The 14,148-nt window shown below is 65.7% G+C and carries 10 protein-coding genes; 1 reads left to right on the top strand and 9 read right to left on the bottom strand.

What is annotated here, in order from left to right; genetic code table 11:
* Positions 1 to 2: 2 nt before the first annotated feature.
* From QUG03_RS13340 to QUG03_RS13375, 8 genes are all read right to left on the bottom strand, one after another.
* Positions 3 to 1,055 carry an NAD(P)/FAD-dependent oxidoreductase gene (locus tag QUG03_RS13340; RefSeq protein ID WP_500820202.1) on the bottom strand — a complete coding sequence of 351 codons (1,053 nt, stop codon included), beginning with the start codon at positions 1,053 to 1,055 and terminating at the stop codon, positions 3 to 5.
* The gene (locus QUG03_RS13345; protein WP_488878320.1) at positions 1,052 to 2,362 is read right to left on the bottom strand and encodes a lysine N(6)-hydroxylase/L-ornithine N(5)-oxygenase family protein; all 1,311 of its coding nucleotides are present in this window, start codon (positions 2,360 to 2,362) and stop codon (positions 1,052 to 1,054) included. The genes QUG03_RS13340 and QUG03_RS13345 overlap by 4 nt, the downstream gene beginning before the upstream one ends.
* Positions 2,363 to 2,961: 599 nt before the next feature.
* Positions 2,962 to 4,308, bottom strand: coding sequence for an N-succinylarginine dihydrolase (gene astB, locus QUG03_RS13350; protein ID WP_486636823.1), 1,347 nt, complete (start codon positions 4,306 to 4,308; stop codon positions 2,962 to 2,964).
* A 150-nt stretch (positions 4,309 to 4,458) separates the two neighbouring features.
* On the bottom strand, positions 4,459 to 5,919 hold the full coding sequence (gene astD / locus QUG03_RS13355) for a succinylglutamate-semialdehyde dehydrogenase (protein ID WP_227107501.1): 1,461 nt from the start codon (positions 5,917 to 5,919) through the stop codon (positions 4,459 to 4,461).
* Positions 5,919 to 6,953 (bottom strand): arginine N-succinyltransferase, encoded by a 1,035-nt coding sequence (gene astA, locus QUG03_RS13360; RefSeq protein ID WP_107800111.1) that lies wholly within the window; start codon positions 6,951 to 6,953, stop codon positions 5,919 to 5,921. Before astA ends, astD begins: the two co-directional genes overlap by 1 nt.
* On the bottom strand, positions 6,950 to 7,981 hold the full coding sequence (aruF, locus tag QUG03_RS13365; protein WP_253315265.1) for an arginine/ornithine succinyltransferase subunit alpha: 1,032 nt from the start codon (positions 7,979 to 7,981) through the stop codon (positions 6,950 to 6,952). The genes astA and aruF overlap by 4 nt, the downstream gene beginning before the upstream one ends.
* Before the next feature lie 159 nt (positions 7,982 to 8,140).
* Positions 8,141 to 9,355 carry an aspartate aminotransferase family protein gene (locus tag QUG03_RS13370; protein ID WP_500820203.1) on the bottom strand — a complete coding sequence of 405 codons (1,215 nt, stop codon included), beginning with the start codon at positions 9,353 to 9,355 and terminating at the stop codon, positions 8,141 to 8,143.
* Between the two features lie 382 nt (positions 9,356 to 9,737).
* Positions 9,738 to 12,359 (bottom strand): family 20 glycosylhydrolase, encoded by a 2,622-nt coding sequence (locus QUG03_RS13375; protein WP_500820204.1) that lies wholly within the window; start codon positions 12,357 to 12,359, stop codon positions 9,738 to 9,740.
* A gap of 282 nt (positions 12,360 to 12,641) precedes the next feature.
* Here QUG03_RS13375 and QUG03_RS13380 point away from each other — a divergent pair, with 282 nt between their 5' ends.
* The gene (locus tag QUG03_RS13380; protein WP_227107495.1) at positions 12,642 to 13,319 is read left to right on the top strand and encodes a DUF3313 domain-containing protein; all 678 of its coding nucleotides are present in this window, start codon (positions 12,642 to 12,644) and stop codon (positions 13,317 to 13,319) included.
* Between the two features lie 79 nt (positions 13,320 to 13,398).
* Here QUG03_RS13380 and QUG03_RS13385 read toward each other — a convergent pair whose 3' ends face one another.
* Positions 13,399 to 14,100, bottom strand: a complete 702-nt coding sequence (locus QUG03_RS13385; RefSeq protein WP_488905297.1) for a hypothetical protein — start codon at positions 14,098 to 14,100, stop codon at positions 13,399 to 13,401.
* Positions 14,101 to 14,148 lie beyond the last annotated feature (48 nt).

A 14,148-nucleotide genomic window follows, 5' to 3' on the forward strand; every position in this document is an offset into this window, starting at 1 on the left:
GGCTATCCCTTGGTGAGAGTGTGATTGAGCAGGGCGACGGCTTCCGCGGCGACGCCGGGCGCCAGCCGGTAACCGGAGCCGTTGCACGCTCCGACAAACAGAACGCGTCGATGGCGGCCGAGGTATTGCGCCAGCGGCTCGCGGCTTGGGCTGTAGGCGTCGCAGAACACCCGGCCCGAGCTCAGCAGCGGCGCCAGCGCCGGCGCGACGCCCCGCAGCGCCTCGCGCGCCTCGGCGATCTCGCGAGCCTCCACCCCTGCCTGCCGGCACTGCTCCGGCGACACGTCCCATTGCTGGCAGGTGTAGCTGAACAGCCAATGCCCGCGGTGCGGCAGCGGCGCCAGAAAAGCGTCCTCGGCGGGGAAGAACAGCGCGGCCCCCTCCTCCGCCGGCCGCTGAAGATGCAGGGCCACCACTTTCTTGACGCGGACGCCTAGCCCGGCGGTCAGCCCGCTCCAGCAGCCCTCGTTGACCCACGGCCCGGGGGCCAGCACCACGGCGTCGGCGGCCAGCTCCCGGCCGCTGGACAAGCTCAGGCGAGCGCCGTCGGCGCTCTCGTCCAGCGCCTCGACCCCCACGCCTTCCAACACCTCGGCGCGGCCACGCAGACGCTGCGCGTGCCATAAGGCCAGCCCCTGCACATCCGTCACATGGCAATCCGGCATCCGCCACAGCTCGCGGCCGGCCGGCAGATCCGGCGCGACGCGCGACTGTTCCTCCGCCGACAAGGGCAGCAGGCCGGCGCAGCGGGCGCGGACCTCATCGGCGTCGGCCGCGCCGGCCGCGACGAAAAAGTCGAAACCGTGCATGGGCAGCTGCGGATGGCGGGCGCGCAAGGTCTGGTAGTAATCCGCGCTGGCCGCGCTCAGTTGGCGCACGCGCTCGGAGCGTCCCACCGGGAAATGGACGCCGGCGGAATACATCGACGCTCCCGCGCCGACCAGGCCGCGGTCCACCAGGGTGAGCCGGACCCGCGGCTCGCGCTCCAGCAGGCGCGCGGCTATCGTGCAGCCGAGGATGCCGCCGCCGACGACGACGATGCGGGGCGCCGTCATGCCCATTCCCTCTTGTTCTTGCGCTCGTCCGCGCGCGCCGAGGCCAGCGGCGCCCAGGACACGAAGGCGGCGTCGACATCGCCGGCGCGCGGCGCGTCCAGCATGCGGTTGATGACGATCTGACTGCGCCAGGCGGTCAGGCTGAGATTGGGATCGGCCAGGCCGCGCTGCTGGCGGATGGCGTTCAGGATGAACAGGCTGCGATTGCGCGGCAGCTTGCCCAGCGCCGCGTAATCGCGGTCGACGGCGATTTCCTCGCCCTCGCGCTCCAGGCGCTCCCGCAGCGGCTGCAGGAAGGGCGTGGGCGCCGGCTTGAAGCCGCTGGCCCAGATCACCACGTCCGCTTCCAGCGTTTCCGGCGCGTTGGCGCCCAGATGGCGGGCGGCGATGGACCAGCGCTCGCCGTTCCGGCCGATGGCGCGCACCTCGCGGAAGGGCAGCAGGCGGATGTCGATAGGCGAGCGTTCGATGAAGCGCAGCGAGTAGATCTGTTGGTAGAGGCTGCGCAAGGTGCATTCGGAAATGCCGTCGCTGCTGAGCAGATTGCGCTTGATGAAGGCGCTGCGGAAGATTTCGTCCTGCTCGTAAAAATAATTGGAATGGGTGGGCGTATACAGATCGTTGGTGAACGGGGAATCGTCGAGCGGGAAGTAATTCTCCCGCCGCGACAGCCAGCTCAGCGCCGCCGGCGCCTGGCCGCCGCCGCGGCGCAGCAAATCCAGCACCACCTCGGCGCCGGACTGGCCGCCGCCTATCACCAGCACGCGCTTGCCCGCCGCGACGCCGGCCTTGGCGGCGAACTCATTGACGTGGAAATGCGTGCTGTCGTCGAGACAGGAGCGCGCGAAGTCCGGCACCTCCGGCACAATGCCGACGCCGACGACCACGTTGTCGCCCTGCACCCTTCGCTTCGTGGTCTGCACCACGAAGGCGCCGCCGTCGAAATCGACCTCCAGCACCCGCTCGCCAAAGCAGATATTGCCGTTGCTCTCTGCCGCCCATTTCAGATAGTCGCGAAACTCCAGCCGCGACACCTGATCGAAACGCGCATTGAGAAACTGCAGCAATCTGCCGTGCTGATGCAGATAGGACACAAAGGAAAAGCGGTTGGTCGGGTCCGCCAGCGTGACCAGATCCTTGAACAGGGAGACTTGCAGCCCCGCGCCGGGAATCATCATGCCGTCGTGCCAGGTGAACGCCGCTTTCTGTTCGAAGAAGATGCTCTTGATGTCGTGCTGGCCATGCAAGAGCGAAGCCACGCTCAGATTGGACGGCCCGCTGCCGATGCCGATGCAGTGATATTTCATGGTGTATTGGCACTTGAAGTGTATGCAAGACAAAAGGAGCCGCGATGAACTGCGTATCGCAGCGGCGGAAAATCCAACCGGCACTCTCATTCGCAATCAACAACAACCGCAAAACCGCCAAAACATCGCCGGGGGCGAAACGCCGCCCGCTCCGGCATGAACCTCCGCTATTTCGTCCAGACCAGTACCAAAGGCCAGGCCGTATCCCGTTGTAGAAACGCCTCAGGCCTCGTTTCGTCTCCGCCCTCGCCAAACGCCAATCCGCTGCGCCGCCGCGGACGGCCGCGCCGCAAACCCACGTCCTCCGTGGCTAAGAGGCCGAAATCCGCAAGCCGTATCGATCAATATATTCCAATGTCATTCAAGTTATCACATGACTTTTGTCATGTCAAACAACATTAAAAACCAAAAATAGATGATATTCGTCAAATAGATACCATTAATCAGGACAGTTTTCGGTGAAAGAAAGGCTGTCATCATCCCGACGACAAGAGCGGCGCATCCGGGCGGACGCCGCCGCTTCAAACGCAAAACAGGCCGGGAATCCCGGCCTGTTTTGCTAGAGCCTCTGACTTGTAATCAGGGGGCTTGATGGTGGCTCAAACCAGCTGGAAGGGGTACACCGAACCCAGGCCCAGGATGCCGCTCAACTCGTCCAGCGCGGTGCGGCTTTCGATCAGCAGCTGCGGATCGGCCAGGTCTTCGCTGCTCAGGCGATCGCGATAATGGCGATCCACCCAGCCGTTGAGCGTGGCGAACAGCGCGTCGCTCATCAGCACCTTGGGATTGAGCGCGGCGATTTCCGCCGCCGACAGCGCCACGCGCAGCCGCAGGCAGGCGGGGCCGCCGCCGTTCTGCATGCTTTGCTTGAGATCGAACACCTTGACCTCGTCGATGGGACCGCCGCTGGCGACCAGCTTGCCCAGGTAGGCCCAGACGCGCGGCTGATTGCGGCACTCTTCCGGCACCACGATGATCATCTTGCCGTCCGGCTTGGACAGCAGCTGGCTGTTGAACAGATAGCTCTTCACCGCCTCCTCGACGCTGACCTCCGCCGCCGGCACCTCCACCGACACGAAGCGGCCGCCGACCGCCGCCAGCTTGGCGCTCAGCTCGGCCAGCACCTTGTGCTGGTCGACAAAGGATTTCTCGTGGTGGAACAGCACCTGGCGGTTGCCCACCGAGATCACGTCGTTGTGGAACACGCCGGCGTCTATGGTGTCCGGGTCCTGCTGCGCGTAGACCACGCGCTCCGCGCTCAGGCCGTGCAAGCGCGCCACCGCCTGGCAGGCTTCCAGGGTCTGGCGCGCCGGGAACTTGGCCGGCTTGGGATAGCGGGCGTCGAAAGCCGCCGCGCCGAACACGAAGAACTCCACCCCCGCGCCGTCGTACTCGGCGCAGAAACGGGTGTGGTTGGCCGCGCCCTCGTCGCCGAAGTGCATCTGCGCCGGCAGCGCCGGATGCACGGCGAAGCGGGACTCGTCGGCGAACATCGCCCGCAGCAGCCGGCCCGTGGTCGGATGCTCGATCGAACGGTGGAATTTATTGTTCAGATTGGCCGGGGTGAAATGCACGCGGCCGTCGGCGGTGTCGCCGGACGGGCTGACGGTGGCGGCGTTGGCGGTCCACATGCAGGAGGCCGAGCAGGCCGCGGCCAGGATGGCCGGCGCTTCCCTGGCGGCGCGCGCCACCACCTCGGCGTCGCTGCCGCCAAAGCCCAGCAGACGCAGGCTGGCCACGTCCGGACGCTCGTGCGGGGCCAGCACGCCCTGCTTGAAGCCCAGGTCGTGCAAGGCCTTCATCTTGGCCAGGCCCTGCTTGGCGGCCAGCTTGGGATTGGACGCGGCGCTGACGTTGCTGGTGGACGCCACATTGCCGAAGGACAGGCCGCTGTAATTGTGGGTCGGGCCCACCAGGCCGTCGAAATTCACTTCATAGGCGTTCATTTGGAGAATGCTCCCTTGCCTCAATCCATCTGAATGGCGGGACGGCCATCTGGCCCCTTCTCGCCACCTAACTCTTTTGCGTTGACTACACGCCCCCTCTCCCCCGCCCCTCTCCCGCAAGGGGAGAGGGGCGGGGGAGAGGGGGCGCTCTTAAAACACCATGCCGGGAGACAGCTGCGCCGGCACGGTCAGGCTGTCGCATTCCAGCGAGGCCACCGGGTAGGCGCAGTAGTCGGCGGCGTAATAGGCGCTGGCGCGATGGTTGCCGGAGGCGCCGACGCCGCCGAAGGGCGCGGCGCTGGACGCGCCGGTCAAGGGCTTGTTCCAGTTCACCACGCCGGCGCGGCTTTCCAGCAGATAGCGTTCGTACAGCGCGCGCTCGTCGGACAGCACGCCGCCGGCCAGGCCGAAGCGGGTGTCGTTGGCGATGGCGATGGCCTGATCGAAATCGGCGTAGCGTATCACTTGCAGCAGCGGGCCGAAGTATTCCTCGTCCGGACGCGCGGCGGCGGTGGTGTCGATGATGCCCGGGCTCAGCAGCGCCGCGTCCGGCGTCAAGCGGCGCATCTCCAGCAGCGCCTTGCCGCCGGCCGCCAGCATCGCGGCCTGGGCTTGCAGCAGCGCCTCGGCGGCGGCGCTGGAGATCACCGCGCCCATGAAGGGCGCCGGTTCGGCGTCGTATTTGCCGACGCGCAGCTTGGCCGCCACCTCCACCAGCCGCGCCAGCAGCGCGTCGCCCCAGGCGCCTTGCGGCAGCAGCAGCCGGCGCGCACAAGTGCAGCGCTGGCCGGCGGAGACGAAGGCGGACTGGACGATGTGGTGGACAGCGGCGTCGATGTCCTGGACACCCTCCACGATCAGCGGATTGTTGCCGCCCATTTCCAAGGCCAGGATCTTGTCCGGATGGCCGGCGAAGTTCTTGTGCAGCAGCGCGCCGGTGGCGGAACTGCCGGTGAAGAACAGGCCGTCGATGCCGGCGTGGCCGGCCAAGGCCGCGCCGGTGTCGCGCGCGCCTTGCAGCAGCGCGATCACGCCGGCCGGCAGGCCGGCTTCGGCCCACAAGCGCACCGTTTCCTGCGCCGTCCACGGCGTCAGTTCGGACGGCTTGAAGATCACCGCGTTGCCGGCCAAGAGCGCCGGCACGATGTGGCCGTTGGGCAGGTGGCCGGGGAAGTTATAAGGGCCGAACACCGCCACCACGCCGTGCGGCTTGTGGCGCAGCACCGCCTGGGCGTCGCCCATGGCGGCGGCGCGTTCGCCGGTGCGCTCGTGGTAGGACTTCAGCGAGATGTCCACCTTGTTGACCATGGTGGTCACTTCGGTCTGCGCTTCCCACAAGGGCTTGCCGGTTTCCTGGGCGATGACGCGGGCCAGCGCGTCCTTATTGGCGCTCAGGAGTTCGCCAAAGCGCTTGGCCACCGCCACGCGCGCGTCCAGCGGCGTGCGCGCCCAGTGCTTGAACGCGGCGCGGCCGGCGGCCACAGCGGCGTCCACCTGGGCGGCGTCGGCGGCGCGGCCCTGCCATAGCGGGCTATTGTCGGCCGGATTGGTTTTGCTCAGCGCCGCGCCGGCGCCTTCCTGCCACTGACCGTTGATGAATAAGCTGCTCACTATGCATTCTCCTTGGGGTAGAGCGCGACGCAGCGCAGATGGCCGCCCTCTTCCACGTTCAGCGCCTGCGCCTGTTCCGGCGTCAGCAGGATTTCATGGGTGGGCGCCAGCGTCTCGGCCAGGACGGCGCGGAAGCCGGCCAGCGAGTCGTTGGACACCAGGTAGAAGTTCTTGTCGCCTTCCGGCAGCGGGTCCGCCAGCCGCGCCGCGACCGTCGCGCTTTCCTTCACCGCGCGGATTTCGCTGGTATAGGTCTGCACCGTCGGGCCGGCGTCGAAGATGTCGACATAGCCCTCGTAGCGGAAGCCTTCGGATTCCAGCATCGCCACCGCCGGGCGGGTGTTTTCATGGGTCTGGCCGATCACCGCCTGCGCCTCCGGCGGCAGGAAGTCGATGTAGACCGGATGCTTGGGCATCAGCTCGGCGACGAAGGCCTTCTGGCCGACGCCGGTCAGGTAATCGGCGTGGGCGAAGTCTATGGAGAAGAAGTGGCGGCCCAGGCCCTCCCAGAACGGCGAGCGGCCGGCCTCGTCGGACACGCCGCGCATCTCGGCCACCACCAGCTTGCCGAACAGCTGCGGGAACTGCGCCAGGAACAGGAAGCGGCTCTTGGACAGCAGGCCGCCGTTGCGGTTGGCGCGGTAGTCCGGGTGCAGGAACAGCGTGCACAGCTCGGAATAGCCGGTGTGGTCGTTGGACAGGAACAAGGTGTCGTGGCGCGAATACACGCCCAACTCCTCGGACGCGTGGACGATGGTGCCGACGCGGTAGTTGTACCACGGCTCCTTCAGGCCCACCGCGGCTTCCAGCGCGCAGATGCCGGCGATGGCGCCGGTGGCGCCGTCTTCCATCACGAAGACATAGCCTTGGTCGGCCTTGTCCAGCTCGCCGGCGAAAGACAGCACCGAGCGGGCGATGCGGCGCGACAGCCGCTCTTCGTTGACCGGCAGCGAGGTCAGGCCGACGCCGGCGCTGCGCGCCAGATTCATCAGGCCGTCCAGGTCCTTGTGGGCTACGGGGCGGATGAACATCATGCTGCGGACTCCTTCTGCTGCAACCCGGCCACTTGAACCTGGCCGCCGCTGGCGAGGCCCAGCGCGCGGGCGGCGTCGGGATTGATGAAGGCCACGCCGTCCACCACCGCCACGCGGCACACCGCGGCGGCGAACTCGCTGGACTCCAGATTGCTCAACAACTGCGGCTGCGCCTGCTCCGGCAGGCTGGCCAGCACTTCCACCGGGTAGCAGCGGCTGTTTTCCAGCGTTTTCAGCCGGTCCACCTCGGCGGTCAGCACCGCGCCGCCGTCGAAGATGTCGATATAGTTGTCGGCTTCGAAACCCTCATTGCACAGCAGCTGGCAGGAGCGCTCGAAGCTGGCGTGGATCTGGCCGATGGCATGCTGCGCCTCGTCCGGCAGCAAGGGCACGTAGATCGGATAGCTGGGCATCAGCTCGGCGATGAAGGTCTTGCTGTGGCTGACGAAGGCCTGTTCCACCTGCAGGAAATCCATATTGAAGAAGCGGCGGCCGATGGCGTTCCAGAACGGCGACTGGCCGGCGTCGTCGTGAATGCCCTGCATCTCCGCGATCACGCGGCGGCCGAAGCGCTCGCGCTTGCTGGCGATGAAGAGCAGCCGGGCGCGCGACAGCAGCTCGGCGGCCAAGGGCTCCAGATGGCCGTCCACGTAGAAGCCGCACAGCTGCACCATGCCGGTCAGGTCGTGGCACATATTCAGCACGTGCACGCGGTTGTTGACCTTCAGCGCGCGCGAGGCGTGCACGAAGATTTCGCTGCGGTAGCTGTAGAAGGGCTCGTCGAAGCCGGCGGAAGCGTTGATGGACGCGGTGCCCAGCACCTGGCCGCCCTCCTCCAGCACGAACATATAGTATTCGCAGCCGGAGTCGCCGGTGGCCTCGTGCTCGAAGGCGGACACGGACTGCTGGATGCGCTCGAACAGCTTTTCCCGGTTATTGGGCAAGCTGGTGACGCCGATGCCGCTGGCCACCGCCATGCGTTCGATGGCGGGCAGATCGGAGGTGCGGACGGGACGCACGGTAAGCATGGGACATCTCCCCTATCGCTGAAATCCGGCCGGGCCGCGGCGGGACCGCGGCGCAGCATCACCCGCGCGCCTGCCAGGGGCGGGAGCGTGGGCGGATAACGGTATTGTGTCTTGGAGCAAGGGCGGCCGGCGGCCGCCCGGAATCAGTGCCGCGGGCGCTTATCGACCGGCGACCAGTTCGGCGATGGCCGCGTCGAAACGCGCCAGGCCTTCGTCGATGTCCTGATCCTCGATCACCAGCGACGGCGCCAGGCGCACCACGCTCAGGCCGGCCACCAGCAACATCAGGCCCTGCTTTTCAGCGGCTTTCAGGAACTCCTTGGCGCGGCCGGCGTAAGCGTCGGTCAGCACGCAGCCCAGCAGCAGGCCCATGCCGCGCACGGTCTTGAACACCTGGTATTTGGCGTTGATCGCGTTCAGGCCGTCGACGAAGCACTGGTGCTTGGCGCGCACGCCGTCCAGCACCGCCGGCTCCTTGACCAGCTCCAGCACCTTGTGCGCCACCGCGCAGGCCAGCGGGTTGCCGCCGTAGGTGGAGCCATGGGTGCCGATGCCAAAGCTCTTGGCCACTTTCTCGGTGGTCAGCATCGCGCCGATCGGGAAGCCGCCGCCTATGCCCTTGGCGGAGCTGAGGATGTCCGGGGTCACGCCGTATTCCTGATAGGCGAACAGCGAACCGGTGCGGCCGACGCCGCTTTGCACTTCATCGAACACCAAGAGCGCGTTGTGCTGGTCGCACAGCTGGCGCGCGGCTTCCAGGAAGGCCTTGTCGGCCGGCATCACGCCGCCCTCGCCCTGGATGGGTTCGATCACCACCGCACAGGTCTGGTCGGAGATGGCCGCTTTCAGCGATTCGATGTCGTTGTATTCGAAGTGGGCGATGCCGCCCGGCACCGGGCCGAAGCCTTCGGTGTACTTGGGCTGGCCGCCGACGCTGACGGTGAACAGGGTGCGGCCGTGGAAGGAGTTCTTGCAGGCCAGGATCTGGTTCTTTTCCGGGCCGAAGTGATCGGAACCGTATTTGCGCGCCAGCTTGAACGCGGCTTCATTGGCTTCCGCGCCGGAGTTGCAGAAGAACACGCGCTCGGCGAAGGTGGACTCGGTCAGCAGCTTGCCCAGCTTCAAGGCCGGCTCGTTGGTGAACACATTGGACACATGCCACAGCTTGGAAGCCTGCTCGGTCAAGGCCGCCACCAGCTGCGGGTGGCAATGGCCCAGCGAGTTGACGGCGATGCCGCCGGCGAAATCGATGAATTCGCGGCCGCTCTGGTCCCATACGCGGGAACCCAGGCCCTTGACCGGGATGAAACCGGCCGGACCGTAATTGGGGACCATGACCTGGTCGAAATCGGCGCGCGTTACAGTATTGCTCATCTTGATGGTTCCCTTCCTGCTCTATCGTCGTTTCTTATCCGTATCATGAAATCCCAAGCGGCTGGCCGGACCGGTCGTGATGCCGGCTTTATCGATGATTTCATGAAGTTTCAATGATTCTAAGGTAAGCCCGTCGCAAATCCATATCCGGTTTGCGACACCGGCGTATACATTCTTTGATACAGCGCAATAAATTTTGTCCGACAACATCCATTACAGAGGGCAACTGTGCTCAATCCGGCTGTAAACGCCGCCCTCCGGCGCGCTGCGGGATCATCAAGATAGATCAACTCTATTGTCTTATCAACGCCGGGAAACCGCTCAACCATGAAAAACGCCCGGGCCGGCGGCCCGAGCGTCCCTGTCTTGCCCGCATCGGCGCTCAGTCGCCGCCGCGCGCCTCCTGCCGGCTAAAGCGCGCGCCGTCGCCGCTGATGCCGCGCCAATAAGGCGCTTCCGCGCCCAGGCCCGGCCGGTACGGCGTCCAGTTGCGCCCATCCGGCGAGAACTGCAGCGCCTGGCCGGGGAACTCCGTCAGCACCGCCGCCGCCCCGCTCGCCAGGCCCGGCGGCGCGATGCGCAGACCGATGCCGGCGCGCTCCAGTTTGGCCGCCTCGCGCCAACCCAGCACTGCGGCGAACTGCTGCCAATCCCGGTTCAAGGCCGCGCGGTCCACCAGATGGCTGACGCCCAGCTGATAGCGCTCGCCCTGGCGATAAGGCCGTTCCCAGCCCGCGCGGTGCCAGGCGCGCTCGGCCAATGCCAACAGCCGCGGATAGGCCATGTATTCAAACTGGGCGTCGCTGCGCATCACCTCGCTCCAGGCCTGGCCCTGGATGCCGGCGAAGCGCGCCGGCCCGGCCTCGCTGGGCACTTCGAAGGCCTTGCCCTGACGGTCTGTCATCACCTCGGCGTTCTGCGGCAGATTGTCCGGTGCGAAGCTGAACACCTTGTAGCTGTCGGTGGCACGCGAGGCCCAGTAATAGCCGCGTTCCTTGGGGTTCAACTCATAGGGGAAGTCGAAGTACAAATAATCCGGCATCGCCAGCACGGTCTCAAAACCCTTGTTGGCGAACTCGTGCGCTTCCTTGGCCGCGCCCCAGAACAAGGCGTCCCACTCAGTGACCATCACCTTGGCGGTGGCGAAGTCCTTGGGCGATTTCGCGCCTTTCAAACCGTCCTGCCAGGCGCCCATCGTGGCGATGCCGTGCCGCGCCAGGATGCGGCTGACGTCCTCGGCGAACTGCAAGGGCAGATCGGCGACGGTTTTCCCCGGCCGCTCCGCCAGCAGCGCGCGGCAGGCCGGCGAGCGCGCCCAGGGCTTGTCCTGCTCCGCCAGCTTGATCTTGCCCTTGCCGGGGTCCTGGCCGGACAGGTCCTGGAAACCGCCGCCCAGCAAGATGTTCTTGGCCTCGTCGCCGCCAAAGTGCCAGACCGCCAGCGGCGCGCCGGCCTCGCGGTGCATGGCGGCCACTTCCGACACCACTTTGTCGACGAAGCGCGGCACGCCGGGCACGCAGGGATTGACATAGGTGTGACGGTCGTAGAATTGCACCGACAAGGTGTTGGAACGGTCTTGCGGATCGATCAGCCGGTAGGCGGAGGCGGCTTCCGGCTGCTCCAACTGGCTGAGGTGGCGATAACGCCGCTCCATCGCCATCACCGCCGCGCGCGCGTGCGCCGGCATGTCGATTTCCGGAATCACCTCGATGAAGCGCGCCTTGGCGTAACGCAGCAATTCCACATACTGCTCGCGGCTCAAATAGCCGCCGCCGGAACGGTTGTCCGGACCGGACCCCAGTTGCGGCAGCAGACAGCGGTCCTCGTTCAGATCGTGACAGCGGCGCGCGCCGACCTCGGTCAATTCCGGCAGGCCGTTGATCTGCAAGCGCCAGCCTTCATCGTCGGACAGATGCAGATGCAGCTTGTTGAGCTTGTAGGCGGCCATCTGCTCGATCAGGCGCTTGAGCGTGGCCGGCTGACGGAAATTGCGCGCCACGTCCACCATGAAGCCGCGGTGCGCGTAGCGCGGCGCGTCCTCCAGCGTCAGCGTCGGGATCTCGCCGCCGCCTTGCGGCATCAGGCCCAGCAGGGTCTGCGCGCCGTAGAACAGGCCGGCGGCGTCATGCGCGTCTATGCGCGCGCCGCCGCGCCCCACCCGCAAGCGGTAACCGCCGGCGACGGCGATGTCGGCCGGCAAACCCTTGACCACCGCGCCGCTGACCGGCAGGCCCTGCCCGGCCAGGCCCAGCTGGCGGCTGCGTTGCGCCAGCGCCGCGCGCGCGTCCGGAGCCAGCGCCGACAGCCGCCAGCTCAGCCCCGCGGCCGCCGTCTTGCCGCCGTCCGGCTTGACGCGCAGCGCGGCGGGAATCACCCGCGCGGCCACATCGGCGGCGGCCAGTTGCGGGCCGCGGCGCGCGAATTCGCGATAACGCTCGGCGGCGTCCATCAGGGGCCGCGCTTCGCCCGCCGGCGACTTCCATTCATCGCCCGGCAGCGGCAGCAGATAGCTGGCGTCGTCGTCGTCATTGCGCGCCAGCACCGCCGGCGCCTGGCCGTCGGTTACCAGGTAGGGCCGCGGCAACACGTCGCTGTTGTGCAACATCCAGTACTCGGCCACCAAGGGCAGTTCCAGCTTGGCGCCGGCGGCGATGCCGGCGAAGCCGGGCTTGGGCGTCAGCCGGTACAGATCGCCGGTCAGATGACTCAGTTCGAAGTCAGGGCTGTCCAGCTTCAACAGCCGCCGGATGCTGTGCAGATACAAGGTCCAATCCTTGGCCGGCACCGCGACCGAGCCATGGTTTTGCAGGATCAGCCGCCCTTTCAGACAACTGCCCCAGTCCGCGCCCAGTTCCACGCAGCGCGCGCCGGCGGCCGCGCCCTTATTGCTGTCCACCGCCACCGCCAGCGACAGGTCCCGCGCCATCGCCGCGACATCCGGCTGCGCCCAAGCCAGCGCGCTGGCCGACAACAGGCCCGCCGCCAATAGTTGTTTCGTCCTCATGCTCACCTCTGCGATTTGCGTGGCGCGCCGCGCGGCGAAACGCTATCGCCGCGACTCCCAATCGTCATCCGCATGCCACCGTGGGCACAGGCTAACTGGTATTAATGTGGTATTCAATGCTCAAGATCAAAATCGCGCATCGCCCTGGCCGGCTGCTAGCATGATGATGGCGGAATGCAAAGATGTGTGAAGCCGGGGAACGCCCGCGCCGCGCCGCCGGTCTAGCCGCGGTTGCCGCAAGCATCGCCGCAAGCCTCATACCCCATGAAACAGGAACGCCTCATGCGCAAGACCCTCACCTTCGGCCTGCTGTTGCTGGCCGCCCTGCCCGCTCTGGCCCAAGACGCCGCGGCCCCGCAGACCGTGTTCAGCCTGCCGCTGACCGCCTTCAAGGCCGCGGACCGCGACGCCTCGCAAAAGCTGTACCGGGCGCCGGACGCGCAGCTGAGCGCTTACAAATCCATCGTGGTGGAACCGCTGTACTTCATGCGCCACCAGGCTGACGGCGATTGGCAATTGCTGCAGAGCGGCGAGGAAAACCGGATCGCCGCCTATTTTCAGCGGCGGATGACCGAGGAGTTGCACAAGGTCGGCATCCCGGTCAGCCGCGAGGCGCTGCCGGACAGCGCCCGCCTGCGCGTGGCCGTCACCGGCATGGCTCAGGAACGGCCGGGCGTGGAGCCGCTGGACATCCTGCCGATCAAGGCGGTGTTCAATCTGGGCCGGCTGGCCGCCGGCAAGGAACCCTATCTGACCAAGGTGGCCAGCATGGGACAACTGGAAGACGCCAATAACGGCAAGCTGCTGGCCGGCAGCGTCAATCTGCGCAAAAGCGACAAGAGCCGCCAGCGCGGCGAGGCGGTCAAGCTGGAAAGCCTGGAAAGCCTGATCGACGACTGGTGCCGCGACAGCGCCCGGCTATTGGCGCGCGGGATGGCGATCAAGCCGGCCCAGCCCTGAACGCTGACCATGAAAAATGCCGGCCCCTTCCACGGGTACCGGCATTTTTATATCCAAGCTCTCTTTAGAAGCTAGAACATCACGATTTGCACACGCTCTTGGCAAAAGCATCAAAGCCCATATTCTTACGCTTGGCCAGACACATTGAACGGCAAGCCTTATCGAAGGCCGCCGGCTTGTAGCTATCGTCAAGCTCGGCGATACCGCGTGCGCTCCAGCCGGGAAAATTATCGCGCAGCTTCGCATTACAATCATTTCCGTTTTGACCGGCGTCCACACATGAATCGGCGTACTTATAAACCCACTGGCAGTTCTCCTTGCTGAGTTCCGCTTTGGACTTGATGCGCTTAACCGTCTTCGCCGGCTTTTCACCATCAAAAACCACGGTTTCCTGTCTACCGTTTTCCGGACTGAAAACCACTTTCAAACGTTCGCCTTCAACACGGGCAGTCGCCTCGGCACCCATGGAGAAATCCCCCAGCTTGAATTTTTTGCTAGCACCTCCCTTGCTTACCGTCAGCAGATAAAAGCTTTGCTCCTCACAGCCGCTGCCACCGCAATGGCTATTGAACAAGACCACATCCTTGTCCTTGAGCTGAAAGCTTCCTTGCAGATAAATATTATTACCATCCGCGTCATGCAGTAGTTTCTTGCCTAAGTGCAGTTGGCCAGCGCCATCTTCAGAAACCGTGCCATAGCGGGTTTTCAAACTTTCGGCGATACCGACATTGGCTAGCAATAGATTGAACACCAAGGCGCAAAACAATAATTTTCTCATCATCAACCCATTCCTAATATTCAAAAGCCTCTCATTTTGTCATTTTCATGC

This window comes from Chromobacterium sp. CCUG 30098 (assembly GCF_059916605.1).

Bases quoted from the DNA above. Each gene is read 5' to 3' on its own strand.
- aruF (WP_253315265.1), bottom strand. From the start codon at position 7,981: ATGCTTACCGTGCGTCCCGTCCGCACCTCCGATCTGCCCGCCATCGAA.
- QUG03_RS13375 (WP_500820204.1), bottom strand. From the start codon at position 12,359: ATGAGGACGAAACAACTATTGGCGGCGGGCCTGTTGTCGGCCAGCGCG.
- QUG03_RS13385 (WP_488905297.1), bottom strand. From the start codon at position 14,100: ATGATGAGAAAATTATTGTTTTGCGCCTTGGTGTTCAATCTATTGCTA.
- astB (WP_486636823.1), bottom strand. From the start codon at position 4,308: ATGAACGCCTATGAAGTGAATTTCGACGGCCTGGTGGGCCCGACCCAC.
- QUG03_RS13340 (WP_500820202.1), bottom strand. From the start codon at position 1,055: ATGACGGCGCCCCGCATCGTCGTCGTCGGCGGCGGCATCCTCGGCTGC.
- QUG03_RS13380 (WP_227107495.1), top strand. From the start codon at position 12,642: ATGCGCAAGACCCTCACCTTCGGCCTGCTGTTGCTGGCCGCCCTGCCC.
- QUG03_RS13345 (WP_488878320.1), bottom strand. From the start codon at position 2,362: ATGAAATATCACTGCATCGGCATCGGCAGCGGGCCGTCCAATCTGAGC.
- astA (WP_107800111.1), bottom strand. From the start codon at position 6,953: ATGATGTTCATCCGCCCCGTAGCCCACAAGGACCTGGACGGCCTGATG.
- QUG03_RS13370 (WP_500820203.1), bottom strand. From the start codon at position 9,355: ATGAGCAATACTGTAACGCGCGCCGATTTCGACCAGGTCATGGTCCCC.